General features: G+C 43.5%; 16 protein-coding genes. 6 read left to right on the top strand and 10 right to left on the bottom strand.

Translation table 11 applies throughout. The features are described 5' to 3' along the window. The first annotated feature begins 45 nt into the window (after positions 1–45). Positions 46–2,145: an ATP-dependent DNA helicase RecG gene (gene recG / locus ACMH5P_RS06220; protein ID WP_459493475.1), complete on the top strand. Its 2,100-nt coding sequence runs from the start codon at positions 46–48 to the stop codon at positions 2,143–2,145. Positions 2,146–2,202: 57 nt separating this feature from the next. Here the strand turns inward: recG and ACMH5P_RS06225 are convergent, their stop codons facing one another. Continuing rightward, the gene (locus ACMH5P_RS06225) at positions 2,203–2,763 is read right to left on the bottom strand and encodes a YqgE/AlgH family protein (protein ID WP_459493476.1); all 561 of its coding nucleotides are present in this window, start codon (positions 2,761–2,763) and stop codon (positions 2,203–2,205) included. A 42-nt stretch (positions 2,764–2,805) separates the two neighbouring features. Between ACMH5P_RS06225 and folK the strand changes: the two genes are divergently transcribed. Next, positions 2,806–3,294 (top strand): 2-amino-4-hydroxy-6-hydroxymethyldihydropteridine diphosphokinase, encoded by a 489-nt coding sequence (folK, locus tag ACMH5P_RS06230; RefSeq protein WP_459493477.1) that lies wholly within the window; start codon positions 2,806–2,808, stop codon positions 3,292–3,294. Here the strand turns inward: folK and bshA are convergent. Next, positions 3,278–4,441, bottom strand: coding sequence for an N-acetyl-alpha-D-glucosaminyl L-malate synthase BshA (gene bshA, locus ACMH5P_RS06235; protein ID WP_459493478.1), 1,164 nt, complete (start codon positions 4,439–4,441; stop codon positions 3,278–3,280). The two genes, folK and bshA, sit on opposite strands and share 17 nt — an antisense overlap. An 89-nt stretch (positions 4,442–4,530) precedes the next feature. On the opposite strand from bshA, the gene purN reads away from it, so the two are divergent. Next, positions 4,531–5,103, top strand: coding sequence for a phosphoribosylglycinamide formyltransferase (gene purN, locus ACMH5P_RS06240; RefSeq protein WP_459493479.1), 573 nt, complete (start codon positions 4,531–4,533; stop codon positions 5,101–5,103). Here purN and ACMH5P_RS06245 read toward each other — a convergent pair. From ACMH5P_RS06245 to carB, 7 genes are all read right to left on the bottom strand, one after another. Next, positions 5,086–6,510 carry a TolC family protein gene (locus ACMH5P_RS06245; protein WP_459493480.1) on the bottom strand — a complete coding sequence of 475 codons (1,425 nt, stop codon included), beginning with the start codon at positions 6,508–6,510 and terminating at the stop codon, positions 5,086–5,088. The two genes, purN and ACMH5P_RS06245, sit on opposite strands and share 18 nt — an antisense overlap. Then, a complete protein-coding gene (locus tag ACMH5P_RS06250) occupies positions 6,500–9,619 on the bottom strand; it encodes an efflux RND transporter permease subunit (RefSeq protein WP_459493482.1) in 3,120 nt (1,039 codons plus the stop codon). The genes ACMH5P_RS06245 and ACMH5P_RS06250 overlap by 11 nt, the downstream gene beginning before the upstream one ends. Before the next feature lie 2 nt (positions 9,620–9,621). Continuing rightward, positions 9,622–10,725 carry an efflux RND transporter periplasmic adaptor subunit gene (locus ACMH5P_RS06255; RefSeq protein WP_459493483.1) on the bottom strand — a complete coding sequence of 368 codons (1,104 nt, stop codon included), beginning with the start codon at positions 10,723–10,725 and terminating at the stop codon, positions 9,622–9,624. 3 nt (positions 10,726–10,728) lie between these two features. Beyond that, on the bottom strand, positions 10,729–10,992 hold the full coding sequence (locus ACMH5P_RS06260) for a hypothetical protein (RefSeq protein ID WP_459493484.1): 264 nt from the start codon (positions 10,990–10,992) through the stop codon (positions 10,729–10,731). Between the two features lie 75 nt (positions 10,993–11,067). After that, on the bottom strand, positions 11,068–11,373 hold the full coding sequence (locus ACMH5P_RS06265) for a hypothetical protein (RefSeq protein WP_459493485.1): 306 nt from the start codon (positions 11,371–11,373) through the stop codon (positions 11,068–11,070). Position 11,374: 1 nt separating this feature from the next. Next, positions 11,375–11,626: a DUF4834 domain-containing protein gene (locus ACMH5P_RS06270; protein ID WP_459493486.1), complete on the bottom strand. Its 252-nt coding sequence runs from the start codon at positions 11,624–11,626 to the stop codon at positions 11,375–11,377. A 1-nt stretch (position 11,627) separates the two neighbouring features. After that, positions 11,628–14,459, bottom strand: a complete 2,832-nt coding sequence (carB, locus tag ACMH5P_RS06275) for a carbamoyl-phosphate synthase large subunit (protein ID WP_459493487.1) — start codon at positions 14,457–14,459, stop codon at positions 11,628–11,630. Positions 14,460–14,635: 176 nt separating this feature from the next. Between carB and ACMH5P_RS06280 the strand changes: the two genes are divergently transcribed. Together ACMH5P_RS06280 and ACMH5P_RS06285 are read left to right on the top strand one after the other, a co-directional pair. Continuing rightward, positions 14,636–15,124, top strand: a complete 489-nt coding sequence (locus ACMH5P_RS06280) for a dihydrofolate reductase (protein WP_459493488.1) — start codon at positions 14,636–14,638, stop codon at positions 15,122–15,124. Next, positions 15,121–15,540: a molybdenum cofactor biosynthesis protein MoaE gene (locus ACMH5P_RS06285; protein ID WP_459493489.1), complete on the top strand. Its 420-nt coding sequence runs from the start codon at positions 15,121–15,123 to the stop codon at positions 15,538–15,540. The genes ACMH5P_RS06280 and ACMH5P_RS06285 overlap by 4 nt, the downstream gene beginning before the upstream one ends. Here the strand turns inward: ACMH5P_RS06285 and ACMH5P_RS06290 are convergent. After that, entirely contained in the window at positions 15,501–16,562 is a 1,062-nt protein-coding gene (locus tag ACMH5P_RS06290) for a long-chain-fatty-acid--protein ligase (protein ID WP_459493490.1), read from the bottom strand. The genes ACMH5P_RS06285 and ACMH5P_RS06290 overlap by 40 nt on opposite strands. 72 nt (positions 16,563–16,634) lie before the next feature. Between ACMH5P_RS06290 and ACMH5P_RS06295 the strand changes: the two genes are divergently transcribed. Continuing rightward, a complete protein-coding gene (locus tag ACMH5P_RS06295) occupies positions 16,635–17,189 on the top strand; it encodes a hypothetical protein (RefSeq protein WP_459493491.1) in 555 nt (184 codons plus the stop codon). The last annotated feature ends 15 nt before the right edge of the window (positions 17,190–17,204 follow it).

The following is a 17,204-nucleotide window of genomic DNA, read 5'->3' on the forward strand; positions in this document are numbered from 1 at the left end:
GTTAAGTTTTTGTAAATATACCTAAATTCACAAAATTTTTGTTCTATGTCGCAGAGCCATTTTTTCGATACGGATCTTTCGCAATTACGCGGCATGACTCCTGCCCGACTCAGCTTACTCCAAACCGAGCTGGGGTTGTTTACATTTGGCGACCTAATCCAGTATTACCCTTTTCGATACGAAGACCGAATAAAAATTTACGCCATTGCCGAAATCAATGACCAAATGGAGCATGCGCAGTTTATCGGCCGCATTCGCTACAAGGAAAAATTAGGGAATGGTGCCAAACAACGCATCATAGCCGAATGCTGTGATGCATCAGGTTGCATCGAGTTGGTCTGGTTTCAAGGTGTCAAGTGGCTCGAAAAATCACTTGTCACAGGTGTCGATTATCTATTTTATGGTAAGCCTACCTCCTTCAATGGGCATTTGCAAATGACCCACCCCGAAATGGAGGTGTACAAGGGTGCCAATCACTCCGAAAAATTTTTCCAACCGGTTTACCCGCTTACCGAAAAACTTCGGAAAAAATACATCGACAGTAAAGTCATTGCCGGCTTACAGCGTACACTTTTGGGAATGGCATTTTCGCATATTCGCGAAACCTTGCCCATGGAAATCATTCAGCAATTCCGCCTGGTTTCCAAGCAAGAAGCACTCTATCATATACATCACCCACAAAGTGAAAATTGGTTGCATCAGGCAAGGCGCCGACTGAAATTTGAGGAACTCTTTTACAACCAATTACGTCTTATCAAGCAAAACTTGGTTCGTAAAGAACAATTTCCTGGACAGGTTTTTTCATCTGCAGTGCTGCTGACTAAGTTTTACCAAGATCACATGCCCTTTGATTTAACGGGAGCTCAGAAAAAAGTAATCCGAGAAATCTTCCAAGACATGAAATCGGGCAAACAAATGAACCGATTACTCCAAGGTGATGTGGGTTCTGGAAAAACCATCGTAGCATTTATCTCCATGCTCTTGGCCATCGACAATGGGACGCAAGCCTGTATCATGGCCCCTACGGAGATTTTGGCGGATCAACATTACCAAGGGCTGAAAAAATTCGCGGATGCCTTGGGAATTAGCATCGCCAAACTAACCGGATCTGTTAAGAAAAAAGACCGCGTTGGATTGCTTGAGGACTTGGCCTCTGGAGAATTGAAGATTCTCGTAGGGACCCATGCCATTTTTGAAGACGTCGTAAAATTTAATAACCTAGGGCTATGTATCATCGATGAGCAGCATCGCTTTGGTGTCGCTCAACGAGCGAAACTTTGGGATAAGAACAAAGAAATTCATCCACACGTGTTGGTAATGACCGCCACGCCCATTCCTCGGACCCTTGCCATGACACTTTATGGTGACCTGGACGTGTCCGTGATTGATGAACTCCCGGTGGGACGCAAGCCCATTCAAACGACACAGCGCTATGACAGCCATCGTTTACAAGTTTTTGCATTTATCCAAAATGAATTATCCAAAGGCCGTCAAGTCTATATTGTCTATCCCTTGATTGAAGAGTCCGAAAAAATGGACTTCAAGGATTTGATGGATGGCTACGAAAGTATTTCTCGGGCATTCCCAGAGGTCCCGCTGGGTATCTTGCATGGCAAGATGAAACCCGCAGATAAAGACATCGAGATGGCTCGATTTGTGGCGAATGAAACGAAAATCATGGTGGCTACCACGGTGATCGAGGTTGGTGTCAATGTCCCTAACGCCTCCATCATGATTATCGAAAGTGCCGAACGTTTTGGACTTTCGCAATTACACCAGCTTCGCGGACGGGTCGGTCGGGGTGCCGAGCAAAGTTATTGCATACTCATGACCGACTATAAATTAAGTGCCGACACCAAAAAGCGGATCGAAACCATGGTCCGAACAAATAATGGATTTGAAATTGCGGAAGTCGACCTGCAATTACGCGGTCCGGGGGACATCGGGGGGACGCGTCAAAGTGGAGCCATTGATCTCATGATTGCGGATTTAGCGAAAGACGGGGAAATATTAAAAGTGGCTCGTGAAACAGCGATTAGAATCCTGGAGGAGGATCCCCATTTAGCCCTTGATCGTCACTTGATGATCCGCGAACAAGTCATGCAACAGCGCAAAGACACGACGAACTGGGCTAGAATTAGCTAGCCCCACTTTTTACCTTTGGCAATCCTACCCGGTTTGCCAAAGGTAGCGCTTAGCAAATTAATTTAATGAAGGATCGTCCGGATACGTAGATAAAACGCGATAATTACCACCTTTCTGATAAAGTACAGAACGCCACAATTTTTCTGGCGACTCTTCAAACACATCCGAGACACGGGCTTGAGAGATAATCCAAGAATCTGATTTTAATTCCCGCTCAAGTTGGCCGGCCGACCAGCCTGAATAACCAATAAAAAACTTAATTTCTTGAAAAGAAATCGTTCCGTCGATAACAGCCTCAATAGCTTGCTCGAAATCCCCTGCCCAAAAGATCCCCGGAGCGATTTCCTGTCCGCCTTGGATTAAATCGGGCCTACGATGTACGAATTGCAAAATCGTAGGATCCACAGGACCTCCGGCAAAAAGTGGAATCTCCCCCATAATTTTGGCATCCATTATGGAATCCAAAATAACCTCTTGGGGCTGTGTAAGCACTAAACCGAACGAATGCGAACTCGTATGCTCACAAAGCAGAATGACTGAACGCTTAAAAGAGGGATCCTCCAAGAAGGGTTCAGAAATCAACAATACACCTGGTTTTAAGTCAGATGGACTCGGCATAGGAAAGAATTTTGTATGTTTGTTTGAAATAAAAACGACCCCATGAAGCACGTTTTCCTCTCATTAGGAGGCAATCTAGGAAATACTCAGGAAATATTTGAGCGGACTTATCCGATGATTGAAAATAAAGTTGGGCCCATCCTTCAAAAGTCCAGCCTCTACCAAACAGCTGCCTGGGGATTAACCGACCAAGCTGATTTCCTAAATCAAGTCGTTTTACTGGAAAGCTCCTTAACGCCCAATCAAATTCTTGCTGAAATTCAAGCCATTGAGAAAGCCCTAGGGAGAGAGCGCCAAGTCACTTGGGGGCCGCGGACTTTGGATTTAGATATTTTATTTATCGACCAAGAATTGATTCAGGAAAGTGACTTACAAATTCCCCATCCACATATTCAAGATCGCAAATTCATCTTGATTCCCTTGCATGAAATCGCTGCAGATTGGATTCATCCCGTTTTCAAGAAATCCGCGAAAGAATTACTGATTGAAACAAAGGACACGAGCGCCGTCGAGATTATTCCGAATCGCTAAATTTTTGAGCGGGGAAGCGCCAACTTTGACCTACGATTTTCTCGTAGTATCGCTCATACATTGGAAGAATTTTCTCCAACGAGAATTCTTTGGCACGCGCTAAGGCATTCGCCTTCATCTGTGTATGCAAGTCCTCGTCTTGTAATATCTTGATGGTATTGGCAACCATGTCATCGATGTTACCAATCTCGCTGACGAATCCGGTCTCACCGTGAATATTTACCTCTGGAATCCCCCCAGCATTTGAAGAAATGACAGGTACTTCACAGGCCATCGCCTCCAAAGCAGCCAAACCAAAACTCTCCTTTTCCGAGGTTAAAAAGAATAAATCGGCCAATGACAAGGCCTCCTCAATTGTATCCAGTTTGCCTAAAAAACGAACATCCGAAGCTACGCCCAAGTCCCGACAAAGGGCTTCAATTCCTGAACGTTCGGGGCCATCGCCCACTAACAATAATTTGGACGGAATCTGTTTTTGTACCTTAGCAAATACTTGAATGATATCTTCGATACGCTTTACCTTACGGAAGTTCGAGGTATGCATGAGCAACTTCTCCCCATTGGGACAAATGGCCATTTTAAAATGCTCCTTCGGTTGTTTCTGGAATCGACCTAGATCGATAAAGTTTGGAATAACTTCAATGTTACTTAATATTTCAAAAGACGAATAGGTATCTTCGCGCAAACTTTCTGAAACCGCTGTCACCCCATCCGATTCATTGATCGAGAATGTAACGACAGGTTCAAAAGATGGATCTCGACCCACCAGGGTAATATCCGTACCATGCAAAGTGGTAATCACGGGCACATGAATTCCCTTGTATTTTAAGATCTGCTTGGCCAAATAGGCAGCCGATGCATGCGGAATCGCATAGTGTACATGAATCAAATCCAATTGCTCATTCACCGTAACATCGACCATTTTACTGGCCAATGCAGATTCATAGGGCAAATATTCAAATAAAGGATAGGACGCTACAGAGACCTCGTGGTAAAAGATGTTCTCACTAAAGAAATCGAGGCGAGGAGGTTGGGTATAGGTAATAAAATGTACCTGATGACCCACAGATGCTAAGGCTTTACCAAGCTCCGTAGCGACAACACCACTACCGCCGTAGGTGGGGTAACAAATGATTCCTATTTTCATATTTGAAGATTCAAACGGAAACAAAACTACGACAAATACGGAAAGGTTCCTGAATTAGCCCTAAATTTGCAAAAATAAAATTAGCTCCTGTGAAGAACATCGTCATTTTCGCCTCTGGTTCTGGCTCAAACGCCGAAAAAATTGTAGAACATTTTAGGGGCTCCACAGCAGTTAAAATCGTTCATATTTTTTGCAACAATCCTGAGGCAGGCGTTATTGAACGTGCTAAAAGACTAGACATCCCCTGCAGTCTTTTCTCGCGGGAGGAATATAGAAATGGAGCTTTGCTACGTAAAATTCAGTCTTTACAGACCGACTGGATCGTATTGGCAGGTTTTTTATGGTTAATTCCTTCCGAATACGTACAAGCTTTTCCACAACGAATCATCAATTTGCATCCTGCCTTATTACCTAAATTTGGAGGCAAAGGCATGTATGGACATTTCGTTCATGAAGCCGTCGTTGCCGCAGGTGAAACAGAATCGGGCATCACCATACATTACGTGAATGAACATTACGATGAAGGAGCCATCATCTTCCAGAGTTCTTTCCCCGTTTTACCGAGCGATACCCCGGAAGATGTAGCCAAAAAAGGTCAGGTGTTAGAACACCGGGACTTCCCCAAGGTGATTGAAAACTTGGTTTTACCAACCACCCCCTAGGACACGATACAATTGAATCGCGTGCATCCAACGCTTTCTAGATAATTCCAACAAATCAAGCTCAGATCGTAAGGCATTTTGCTGTGCAGTTAAGACCTCCAGGTAACTTGCGTTAGCCGTTAGGAATAAGGTACCCACCGTATTAACAGCCCCTTTAGTCAATCGTACCTCACGCTCTTTTAATTGATTTTGCTTTTGTAAATAACTCAAAGACTTTACCTGCGTGTCCCACTCGAGGTAGCCTTTAACAAGCGCATTTTGATAAGCCAAATCAAGTGTCTTCCATTGTGCATCGGTTCGCAAGATCTCGGAAGTAATGGCAGAACGATTCAACCAGGGCGCTGAAATACCACCCATCAACTGGTAGGCCATGGATGCAGGTAATTGGAATAAATAAGCCGGCTGAAAACCTTGAACCCCTAAAATCCCGGATAGAACAATCGAGGGTTTTAACGCAAGCTTCGCACTCTCCTTTAGCTCAACGGCTGATTCCAAGGCTAATTTCGCCTGACGAATATCCGGCCGCCGCTCTAATTGATCAATCTTCACATTGGCAAATAGCGTAGAATCTAATGCACACTGGAATGGGTATTTACTACGCAAAATCGGTCGAGCAGGCTTATTCAAATAATATTGAATTTGGTTTTCCAGCACGGTAATTTGCTGCAGCACATCCCCTTCTTGCGCACGTGAATTCAACCACTGTGCCTCTAATTGCTGAACAGCCGATTCGTTCACCACACCCGCTTCTTTTTGAACTTGAACCAATTCAAAGGCCTTGCGCTGAATCTCAATATTGGATTTAAGAATGTCCAACTCCTGATCCAACGCGACCAATTGCCCATAAGCACTCGCCACATCGGCCACTAAAGAGGTAATAAACCATTGCTGGCCGGACTCCGTAGCCAAATACCGCAAAGCACTCGCTTTCTTCCGCTTGGCAAGTTTTCCCCAAATATCCCATTCCCAACTTGCTTGTACGCCCAACATCAAATCAGGCAGATTTTCTGGGATAATCTGATCTTTGGTAATGTTAGGTGAAAATTGTGTATCAAAATTACCCACACCATCCATCGTATACTTACCGAATTTACGAAGGCTCGGTTGAACTAAACCCGAAACGAAAGGCTTTCGCAATCCACGCTGATTGGCAAAATCTGCCCGGGCCATCGCCATTTCCAAAAATCCGATTTTGATGTCGTTACTACGAACCAACACGGAATCGATTAATTGAAGAAGAAGCGTGTCTCTTTTCCAACAAGCTTGAACATCCGACACGGAAGTATTTTCATTGGGTCGCTTGTACGTATCTAAATCGATATCTACCTTCTTCTGCTCATTTAGTAAGGCCTTTTGGCAAGAAGCTAAAGTCAATACAAAAATTAATATCCAAAACTTATTTCTCATTTTTTGACCATTTAGCCGAGAGCGTGGCAAAGACCACATACAAACCCGGAATCACTAATAAACCACCCACAGTACCTAAAATCATTCCCCCAGCAGAGGCTGTACCAATCGTTCTATTTCCAATCGCCCCAGCACCCGATGCAATCATTAGGGGAATCAAGCCTGCCACAAAGGCAAACGAAGTCATCAAAATAGGGCGTAACCGGGAAAAAGCTCCTTCTTTAGCCGCTTCAATAATACTAGCACCTTCCTTCTGTTTCGCGATGGCAAACTCAACGATCAAGATGGCATTCTTACCTAGTAAACCAATTAACATCACTAGGGCTACTTGCGCATATATGTTATTTTGTAATCCAAACAAATACAAGAAGGCATACGTACCCATCGCACCCATAGGCAAGAATAGTAAAACCGGAAATGGGAGCAAGAACGATTCATATTGGGCTGCTAAAAGTAAATACACAAACAATAAACAGATAGCAAAAATAAAAATGGCCTGATTCCCAGCTAAATCCTCTTCACGCGTCATACCGGACCATTCCAAGGTATAGCCTCTTGGCAAACTTTTCGAAGCTTGCGCGCGAATAATATCCAATACGGCCCCCGAACTAAACCCAGGAGCTGGCTCGCCATTTACCATGGCAGAGGTAAACATATTATAGCGCGTAAACTGTTCTGGGCCGTAAACTCTTTTCATCTTCACAAAAGAAGAATAAGGAACCATTTCGCCTGCCTTGTTCTTCGCATAAAATTTCAATACGTCATCTGGATGAGCCCGATAGCGCGGATCCACCTGCACCATCACCTTGTACATTTGGCCAAAACGAATGAAGTTAGTCGCATAGAAACTCCCCAACAAGGTTTGTAAATTATCCATGGCAGGAAGCACATTGACTCCTTTTTGGGCGGCAGCTTCTTGATCGACCTCTAGCATATATTGCGGAAAACTCGGATCGAAACTTGAAAAAGTATTTTGAATCTCCGGTGCTTCATTGAGTTTTTTGGCAAACTCATTAGATACAGCTGCTAATTTCTGCAAATCTCCCGACCCACTCCGGTCTTGAATTCGGAACTCAAAACCTGAGGCATTACCAAAACCCGGTACAGCTGGAGGTGGAAAAAACTGTATACTTGCATCTTTAATACCATTTGTTTTGGATCGAATAATTTCTGTTAATTGGTCGACCGTTTCTTTGCGATCTTCCCAAGGTTTTAAGGTAATAATCCCCGTTCCGTATGACGCGCCTGAACCATCGGTCAACAAGCTAAACCCCGCAAGGGTAGAAAATGACTCAATCGCATCTACCCCCTTTATCGATTTAAATACCTGATCCATGACGCTTTCCGTACGTTCCAAGGTAGCTCCTGCCGGCGTTGTCGCATTTACATAGAGAGTCCCCTGATCCTCCGATGGGATAAAGCCACTGGGTACGATCCCTGATAAAATTACGGTACCAGCAACTGAACTAAGTAGAATCATCCACATTAAGACTCGTCTACTAATCAATGCCCCGACCCAAATTAAATATTTAGTAGCTATCTGATCATATCGCTGATTAAAGGCGTGGAAAAATTTCCCCAACAAAGTCTTTTGATTGTGCTCTGGCTTTTTCAACAATAAGACACAAAGGGCCGGCGTTAGGGTTAATGCGGTTAAACCCGACAAGGCAATTGAAATAGCCATGGTGACGGAGAACTGACGGAAAAACACCCCGATAGGTCCAGAAAGAAAGGCCACAGGTACAAATACCGCACCCATCACCAACGTAATCGCTAAAATCGCTCCCGAAATCTCATGCATCGCTTCTTGGGTGGCAGCCAAAACGGACATATCTTTTTCCTCCATTTTGGCATGAACTGCCTCCACGACGACAATCGCGTTATCGACTACGATACCGATGGCCAAAACCAAAGAAAACAGCGTCAATAGATTAATGGAAAATCCGAAGGCCAGCATAAAGGTAAACGTACCCACCAATGAAACAGGTACGGCAATAATCGGAACAAGTGTCGCACGCCAATCTTGCAAAAAGATAAACACCACTAATGCCACCAATATAAACGCTTCCAATAACGTCTTAATAACTTCATGAATCGATGCATCCAAAAATCGAGAAACATCGTATGAAATCGTAAAGCCCATTCCAGGAGGGAAAGTGCTTGTCTTCAATTCTGCTAAACGCTTTTTTACATTATCAATTACTTCGGCGGCATTTGAACCCGGACGTTGCTTTAATAGAATCGCAGCGGACGGCCGACCATTTTCTTTCGAAAGTACGTCGTAATCCAAGGAACCAAACTCAACATCCGCCAAATCTTTAAGGCGAAGAATTTGCCCGGTCTCAGTAGCCTTGATGACTAAATTTTCATACTCAGCCACCTGGGTAAATTTCCCAGTATAGCGCATGACGTATTGCAATGCCTGGGGATGTTTACCCGAACTCTCCCCAATTTTACCCGGAGCAGCCTCCACATTTTGATTGCGTAAAGCTTGGATTACATCCTCCGCGGAGAGCTTATACGCAAACAATCGATCCGGATGTAACCAGATTCGCATCGCATATTCACGCTGTCCCATGATATCCGCAAAACCAACACCGTCGATACGCTTCAATTCAGGCAAGACATTAATATCTGCAAAATTGTATATAAACTTCTCGTCGATCGTCGGATCCTCACTCAAGAGATTCACGTACAACAACATACTGTTAACCTCTTTCTCTGTGATAACCCCAGCCTTGATTACTTCCTCGGGTAACTCATCCAACACAGTTTGAACACGTGTCTGTACGTTGACAGCCGCAACATCAGGGTCTGTTCCCACCTCAAAATATACCTGAATGATACTCGTACCATCATTTCCGGAAACCGAGGTCATGTAAGTCATTCCAGCTACACCGTTGATTGCACGCTCCAAAGGGGTTACCACTGCTTTTGCACAAACCTCGGCATTCGCACCGGTGTATTTCGTTGTGACGGTTACAGCTGGAGGTACAATATCTGGAAACTGCGTAATAGGCAATTGCTTCATAGCAATCACGCCTAAAATCACAATAAAAATCGATACAACGATCGACAGTACCGGTCGGGTAATAAATTGTTGTACCATCCTTACAGTGTTTTATATTCGTTCAACAATTGACGCATCGGCTTGTAGGTCGAATTGATTTTTTGACCTTGCTTCACCAATTGAATACCTTCAATTAACACGGTATCTGCACTTGAATAACCACTTTTCACTAAGTAGAAATGCGGAATTCGAATATCTGGAACAATATTTTTCATCTTAACAGAACCGCTTGCATCCTTTACGAACACATAGCTTTTCTCCTGAATCTCAAAAACCGCTTTTTGCGGAATTGCCCAATATCCCTTCACTTGCTTCGGTAACTGAACCTTTCCTGATGCTCCGTGACGCAGAAGTTTATTCGGATTTGAGAAACGCGCGCGAAAGGCAATATTTCCCGTGTTCTTGTCAAACTCGCCTTCAATCGTTTCTACCATCCCCTTTTCTGGGTACAATTCACCATTGGCCAATAATAAATTAACACGAGTAGCATTATTCACACCACCCTTTTGGCTAAATGCCAGATACTCTTGCTCGGATACATTGAAGTAGGCAAAAACATTCTGATTATCAGAAAGCGTTGTCAATAAGGTCCCTTCATCAACCAAACTACCACGTTTAAAGGGAAGCCGGTCAACAATCCCATCGAATGGCGCACGAATATTAGAGTGCTCAACTTTTAATTCCGCCGCACGAACATGGGCGAGCGCCTCCTCTCTTTTCGCTTTAATGCCGTCAACCTTCGCCGAAGAAATGGACAATTGATTTTTCGAAATCACATTTTTATCCACCAACAAGCGTGTATTAACTAAGGTCAATTCCTCCGCCTTCAATTCGGCAGACGCTTGGCTTAAGACAGCCTTTGCCCGCGCTAAATCGGCCACATATTCCTGACTATTGATCGTAAACATGACCTGACCCTTTTTCACTTGTTTCCCCTCGTCCACCAATATCCGATCCAAATATCCCTTCACACGGGCACGAATTTCGACGTTCTGAACGGCATGAATATCTGCCACAAATTCTTGTTGGATCGTCGTATCCAGCGAAATAGGGGTGGAAACCTCGAGTGTTTGGACTTCAACGGCCTCCTCTTTTTTTGTTGTACAAGCCGCAAGCAGCAATAATCCGATTAGGTATTTTTTCATCTTTTAGTTGTTTGGCCTCCCCTGATGTTGTTTATAGGATGGAGGACTTGTTTTCAATTTATTCGTATCTGACCACCCTAAATTAGGGACGACACGTTGGTACTTAGGCGTTTCCGAACTCGGCTTTTTGACTTGCTCAATTACACTTTGTTCGATATTCACTTTTTCAGTTAATGTCCGGTTTATCTGATTCTTGTAATGCTTCTCTTGTCCGAAGCCAACAAAAAAAAGAATGACAAACACAGACGTCATGACGCATGTTTTCATCGTTTTTAATACTATGCTAAAAGCATAGACTTGCAAGAATGTTTAATGATTTTGTTTCTATAAGGCAAAGGAATCTCAGGCCTTATCGGGAGGGGGAATTAAACGCTCCAAGTGAACCTGCAAAAGATTCCCATCGGAGTCACAAGGTATTTTTTGTTCGGTAAATTCAATGGAGAGCAAAGATAAATCTTCTAATCCAGTCGGGGCAAAATGCCAAAGGTCTTCGGCTACATCCTCTTCTTCCGCTAAATTATCAGTCGTTTTTTCTATAAGGGCAAAGACAGATTGCTTGACCCGCATGGCATCAATAATCAATGTGACCCCATCTTTCGAGAGGAGACAAAATGCCAGCAAGAAATACAAAAGAATTTGCTTCAACATATTATTCTTTCACTTCTTCATAGGGGACGTAATCACCACCTACTTCATCTGATTTAGATTTCTTTTTTGGTGGCACATAATCGACATCAATCGTCCCTTCTTTTTTAGCTTTCGAAGCCGCTTGTTTGGCTCGAATTTCTTGTTCCGACATCATCTTATGCGCCTGTGTGATGACAAATGCCTTCATCAAAAAGCGAAGCAAGGGCATCACAACATAAATCATAACCAATATGATCGCAATAAGTTTTAACATCTTATCTACTTAAGTATAAATTTCTTTCCCCATAAACTTTACGGAAGAAATCGTCCTTTAAATCATCAATGAAATAAATTGCCTCACCCGTTGATTTCATCTCAGGTCCTAATTCCATATTTACGTTCGGGAACTTAGAGAACGAGAATACTGGTATCTTTATTGCAAAGCCCTTCTTAACAGGTTGGAAATTAAAATCCTTCACCTTCTTATCGCCCAACATCACCTTGGTCGCATAGTTTACATACGGCTCTTGGTATGCCTTACAAATAAACGGAACCGTACGCGATGCACGCGGATTTGCCTCAATGATATATACCACCTCATCCTTCACCGCGAACTGAATATTTAATAAACCTTTGGTTTTTAAGGCCACGGCAATTTTGCGCGTATGATCCTCGATTTGCTTCAAGACATTGTCCGACAAATCAAATGGAGGCAATACCGAGTGCGAGTCACCCGAGTGAATACCTGCCGGTTCAATATGCTCCATCATACCGATGATGTAAACATCTTCCCCATCGCAAATCGCATCCGCCTCCGCTTCAATCGCATTTTCCAAGAAGTGATCCAACAAGATTTTATTTCCCGGAATATCCCGTAAAATATCTACTACGTGTTGCTCCAACTCCTGCTCGTTGATCACAATCTTCATCGACTGACCTCCTAAAACATAAGAAGGACGAACCAATAAAGGATAACCTAATTCGCGTCCAAGTGCCACCGCATTATCCGCATCCTCACAAACACCAAATTTAGGATAAGGGATATTCAAGTCTTTCAACAAGCTTGAAAATGCTCCGCGATCTTCCGCCAAATCCAAGGCCTCAAAGGAAGTACCTATGATCTTAATTCCGTATTTAGATAATTTTTCCGCCAATTTTAAGGCCGTTTGACCGCCCAACTGCACAATAACTCCCTCCGGTTTCTCGTGCTGAATGATGTCATACACATGCTCCCAGAATACCGGCTCAAAGTATAATTTATCCGCAATATCAAAGTCGGTCGACACCGTCTCTGGATTCGAATTAATCATAATCGTCTCATAACCTGCTTCCTTCGCAGCCAAAACCCCGTGCACACAAGAGTAGTCGAATTCAATTCCTTGACCGATACGATTCGGACCTGAACCCAAAACAACGACCTTTTTCTTCGGCGTTACTTGGGACTCATTATCCAACACATCCGAACCTACCTGACCGAATGTCGAATAGTAATAAGGTGTCTTCGCCTCAAATTCCGCCGCACAAGTATCTACGCATTTGTAAACACGTTTGATACCCATCGCATTACGCTTGTCGTAAACTTCAGATTCCAAACAACGTAGGGTATGCGCAATCTGACGATCCGCAAATCCCTTGTGTTTTGCTTCTTCCAATAATTCCTTCGGAATATTCGAAATGCTGTATTTTTCAACTTCACGTTCCACACGAACCAAATCCTCAATTTGATTCAAGAACCATTTATCGATTTTAGTGGCTTGTTGGATCGTCTTAAACGAAATCCCCAACTTAAACGCATCGTAAATATGGAACAAACGATTCCAAGATGGGTTCGCTAAGGAATGCATAATCGCATCTTGATCACGCAATTCTTTGCCGTCGGCACCCATACCATTTCGCTTGATCTCTAAGGACTGACAAGCTTTTTGTAGCGCCTCTTGGAAGTTACGACCGATACCCATGGTCTCGCCTACCGACTTCATTTGAAGTCCAAGAGTACGATCAGCGCCCTTAAATTTATCGAAGTTCCAACGTGGAACTTTTACAATCACGTAGTCCAATGCTGGCTCAAAATAAGCTGATGTAGTTCCCGTGATGGCATTGGTCAATTCATCTAAATTATAACCGATCGCCATTTTCGCGGCAATCTTGGCAATCGGGTAACCCGTTGCTTTCGATGCTAAGGCAGAAGAACGAGATACACGCGGATTGATTTCAATCGCAATAATCTCATCCGTTTCCGGATTCAATGAGAACTGCACGTTACATCCCCCCGCGAACTGACCGATGGCATTCATCATCTTAATGGCCATGTCACGCATACGCTGGTAAATGGTATCCGGCAATGTCATCGCCGGAGCTACCGTAATCGAATCCCCTGTGTGGATACCCATCGGATCAAAGTTCTCAATCGAACAGATGATAATTACGTTGCCTAAATTATCCCGCAACAACTCTAACTCATATTCTTTCCAACCCATGATGGACTGCTCTACGAGCACCTCATGCGTGGGCGAAGCATGCAAACCCTTGTTCAAGGCCGCATCAAAATCTTTGGGATCATTAACGAATCCACCACCTGTTCCACCTAAGGTAAACGATGGACGGATTACTAATGGGAAACCTGTCTCTTGCGCAATCTCTTTCCCTTCCAGGAATGAACGAGCCGTACGCCCTTTACAAACCCCAACACCAATTTCCAACATCTTCAAACGGAATTTTTCACGATCCTCCGTCGTCTCAATCGCCGCAATATCAACCCCGATAATCTTTACTCCATATTTCTCCCAAATCCCTGCTGCATCACAATCAATCGCCAAGTTCAAGGCCGTTTGCCCCCCCATGGTAGGTAAAACCGCATCAATCTTATGATTCTCCAAAATGTGAATAATCGAAGCCTTCTCTAAAGGTTTCAAATACACATGATCCGCATTCATCGGATCGGTCATGATGGTTGCCGGATTCGAATTGATCAAGATGACTTCAATGCCCTCCTCACGTAAGGAACGAGCGGCTTGAGAACCAGAGTAATCAAATTCACAGGCTTGACCAATGACAATGGGACCAGAACCAATAATGAGGACGGATTTAATCGAGGAATCTTTTGGCACGAGATGATATAATTTTAAGAGTATTGATTAGCAATTTTTAAGTCCTTAACACCAGGCTCAAAAATTGTACAAAATTAGGGCTTTGAACCCGAAAAGTGAAGCGTTTTTGAAAATAAAATTGATAACGTTATTCCGGCCAAAAATTCCCTTATTTTTGACAATTAAAACCTAAAATCGTGCTAAAAATCTTGGTTGCATTCGATGAAAATCGAGTGATTGGAAAAAACAATACGTTGATTTGGCATTTACCGGCCGACTTGAAGCGCTTCAAGGCCCTAACTACGGGTCATGTTATCATCATGGGCCGGAAAACATTCGAGTCGATAGGCAAGCCACTTCCGAATCGTACGACGATCGTAATCAGTCGGCAAGCAGATCTGCAAATCGAGGGCGCTATCATCACCCATTCCGTAGAGGAGGCGATTTTGAAAGCAAAATCATTAACACGCGAAGATATTTTCATTGTAGGTGGTGCGGAAATATATGCCTTGAGTCTTCCTTTGGCTGACCAGATTTTAGTTACCCAGCTGCATGATATTTTTGAGGGTGATGCCTTTTTCCCCGAAATCCCGTTGGATAGCTGGGAAGTAATCGAGCAAGAGCGTGGAGTGACTGATGAGAAAAATGCCTATCAGTATAGTTACCTAACCTATTCGCGTAAATGACACATCAAATCATACTTAGCGAGACAGCCTTATCGATTGATGCGACCTACCAGTATTTACAGGATCCGGAGGCCGGCGGAATCTGTTTGTTTATCGGAACGATTCGAAATAAAAACCAGAATAAGGACGTCGAACATTTAACCATGGAAGCCTATTCAGCTATGGCTAAAAAACAGATGGAACGCATCGCGACCGAAGCCGCTGAACAATGGCCGATTCGTAAAATCAGTGTATCACATCGTACCGGAAAATTAGAGATTGGCGATATCGCGGTAATCATCGGCGTTTGTTCGGTTCACCGAGCGGAAGCCTTCAAGGCTTGTGAATGGCTAATCGATACGCTCAAAAAAGAAGTTCCTATCTGGAAAAATGAGTTTTATTTGGACGGTTCAGCTTGGCTGGTACCCCACCCTTGATCAACCATCAAATTACAACCCCGAATTTCGGAATTATCAAAACGGCCTAAGACTTTAAATCGGAATCCGTCGGATTCCAGCGAGCCTAAATCTTTGGTTTCAATGAAGGGACAGGAATCAATGTTGGCCAAATCAATGATTTGAATTCCACCTACTCGACCTGGCTTGATTACCTTGGCTAAAGGATCCGTCACCTCACGTAACTGAATACGCATCGAAACACCGGGAGTAAAAATACCATCCTGCGCTGCATAAGCTTGCGAAAACAATTCCGTCATGCCATATTCAGAGGCAATGTGGGGAAGGCCCATTTTGTCTTTTAAGAAATCGTGTACCCGCTCACGGATCCATTCCTCCCGGCGGCCTTTCATCCCACCCGTTTCCATGACCGTAATTCGACTCGCTGCGATAGCTTCTTGCCAAAATAAAAAATCTTGCCCGGAATCTACCCAATCAAGCAAACCAAAAGTCACGCCCATCACCCAAATCTTTCGATTAGTCAAAAGGGCCTTTTTAATTTGGACCACCAAGTCTTCATATTGATTCAAAAAGAAGCCTGAAAGCTCCGAACCAGACTCTTTGATAAAATGGTCCATCATGAAAACCAATGAAGAGGTACTTCGCTCGAGGTAAGAGGGTAATAAAGCAAAAATATGATAATCCGTAAGTGAACCATATTGCTCTTCGAAAATTCGTTTCGATTGTTTTTGGTAAAATTCGGGGTCACAAACGGGATGTTTGGAGGGAATTTGACCCGTCGTTCCGGAGCTTTCAAAATTAAACAAGACGGGAGCGCTACCTGTTACTACTTGATTATTTTTGAATAACTCGATGGGTAGAAAGGGGATATCTGTTAACGCTTCAACCCTTGCAGGGTTCACGCCCATTAATTGCACATAACGTGCATATAAAGGATTGTGCTCAAAAGTATATTGAAACATTTCCAAGGCAATGAATTCAAAGTCAGTTTCTTGCATGGACAGAACCTTATTCTTGAGTTCTGCACGCCAGGGTTCCCACATGTTTGAATCGTTGCGCACGGCTTTTATTGAAATTTCATACAAAATTAAACCAATTCATTAACTTTACGAATTATGAAATGGAGCATTCGCATTCTGGGCTTACTGATTTTCGTTGGCGGACTTTTGGCCTGCGTGAAAGAACCCGAATGGAGTACCGTCCCTTCGATCAGTTTCAAGCAAATTCAGAAAATTACTAAAATCAGTAATGATGGATTCGGAGGTCAAGCGAAGATTGATTCGGTTGTCATGTCGATCAATTTCCGAGATGGGGATGGCGACTTAGGCATCACACAGGCTGAGTTGAGAGCAAACCCAACCAAATACAAAGATTTCCGCAATTTTGAAGTCAATGTGATGCTTAAAAAGAATGGCAAATTCGTGCCCATTACCTTTAGTCCAAGTCTAGGGGGATTAATGAATTTCAAATTCAAAGCAGATCAGAAGTCGGGGCCGATCGAAGGCTCAGTTGATTACTCAACCCAATTCGTTTACGCCTTTTACAAAGGCTATTCGCCTTTATTTACTGAAAAAAACGACACCCTTAAATTTCAAATATTCATACGAGACAATGCCTTGCAAACTAGCAATGTGGTAGAAACAGACCCCATTGTAATCTTTCAAGATTAACACCTACTTCCAACA

This window comes from Aquirufa sp. 5-AUSEE-100C1 (assembly GCF_054558655.1).

Coding starts and splice junctions, on each gene's coding strand:
- recG (WP_459493475.1), top strand. CDS start 46: ATGTCGCAGAGCCATTTTTTCGATACGGATCTTTCGCAATTACGCGGC.
- ACMH5P_RS06225 (WP_459493476.1), bottom strand. CDS start 2,763: ATGCCGAGTCCATCTGACTTAAAACCAGGTGTATTGTTGATTTCTGAA.
- folK (WP_459493477.1), top strand. CDS start 2,806: ATGAAGCACGTTTTCCTCTCATTAGGAGGCAATCTAGGAAATACTCAG.
- bshA (WP_459493478.1), bottom strand. CDS start 4,441: ATGAAAATAGGAATCATTTGTTACCCCACCTACGGCGGTAGTGGTGTT.
- ACMH5P_RS06245 (WP_459493480.1), bottom strand. CDS start 6,510: ATGAGAAATAAGTTTTGGATATTAATTTTTGTATTGACTTTAGCTTCT.
- ACMH5P_RS06250 (WP_459493482.1), bottom strand. CDS start 9,619: ATGGTACAACAATTTATTACCCGACCGGTACTGTCGATCGTTGTATCG.
- ACMH5P_RS06255 (WP_459493483.1), bottom strand. CDS start 10,725: ATGAAAAAATACCTAATCGGATTATTGCTGCTTGCGGCTTGTACAACA.
- ACMH5P_RS06260 (WP_459493484.1), bottom strand. CDS start 10,992: ATGAAAACATGCGTCATGACGTCTGTGTTTGTCATTCTTTTTTTTGTT.
- ACMH5P_RS06265 (WP_459493485.1), bottom strand. CDS start 11,373: ATGTTGAAGCAAATTCTTTTGTATTTCTTGCTGGCATTTTGTCTCCTC.
- ACMH5P_RS06270 (WP_459493486.1), bottom strand. CDS start 11,626: ATGTTAAAACTTATTGCGATCATATTGGTTATGATTTATGTTGTGATG.
- ACMH5P_RS06285 (WP_459493489.1), top strand. CDS start 15,121: ATGACACATCAAATCATACTTAGCGAGACAGCCTTATCGATTGATGCG.
- ACMH5P_RS06290 (WP_459493490.1), bottom strand. CDS start 16,562: ATGTGGGAACCCTGGCGTGCAGAACTCAAGAATAAGGTTCTGTCCATG.
- ACMH5P_RS06295 (WP_459493491.1), top strand. CDS start 16,635: ATGAAATGGAGCATTCGCATTCTGGGCTTACTGATTTTCGTTGGCGGA.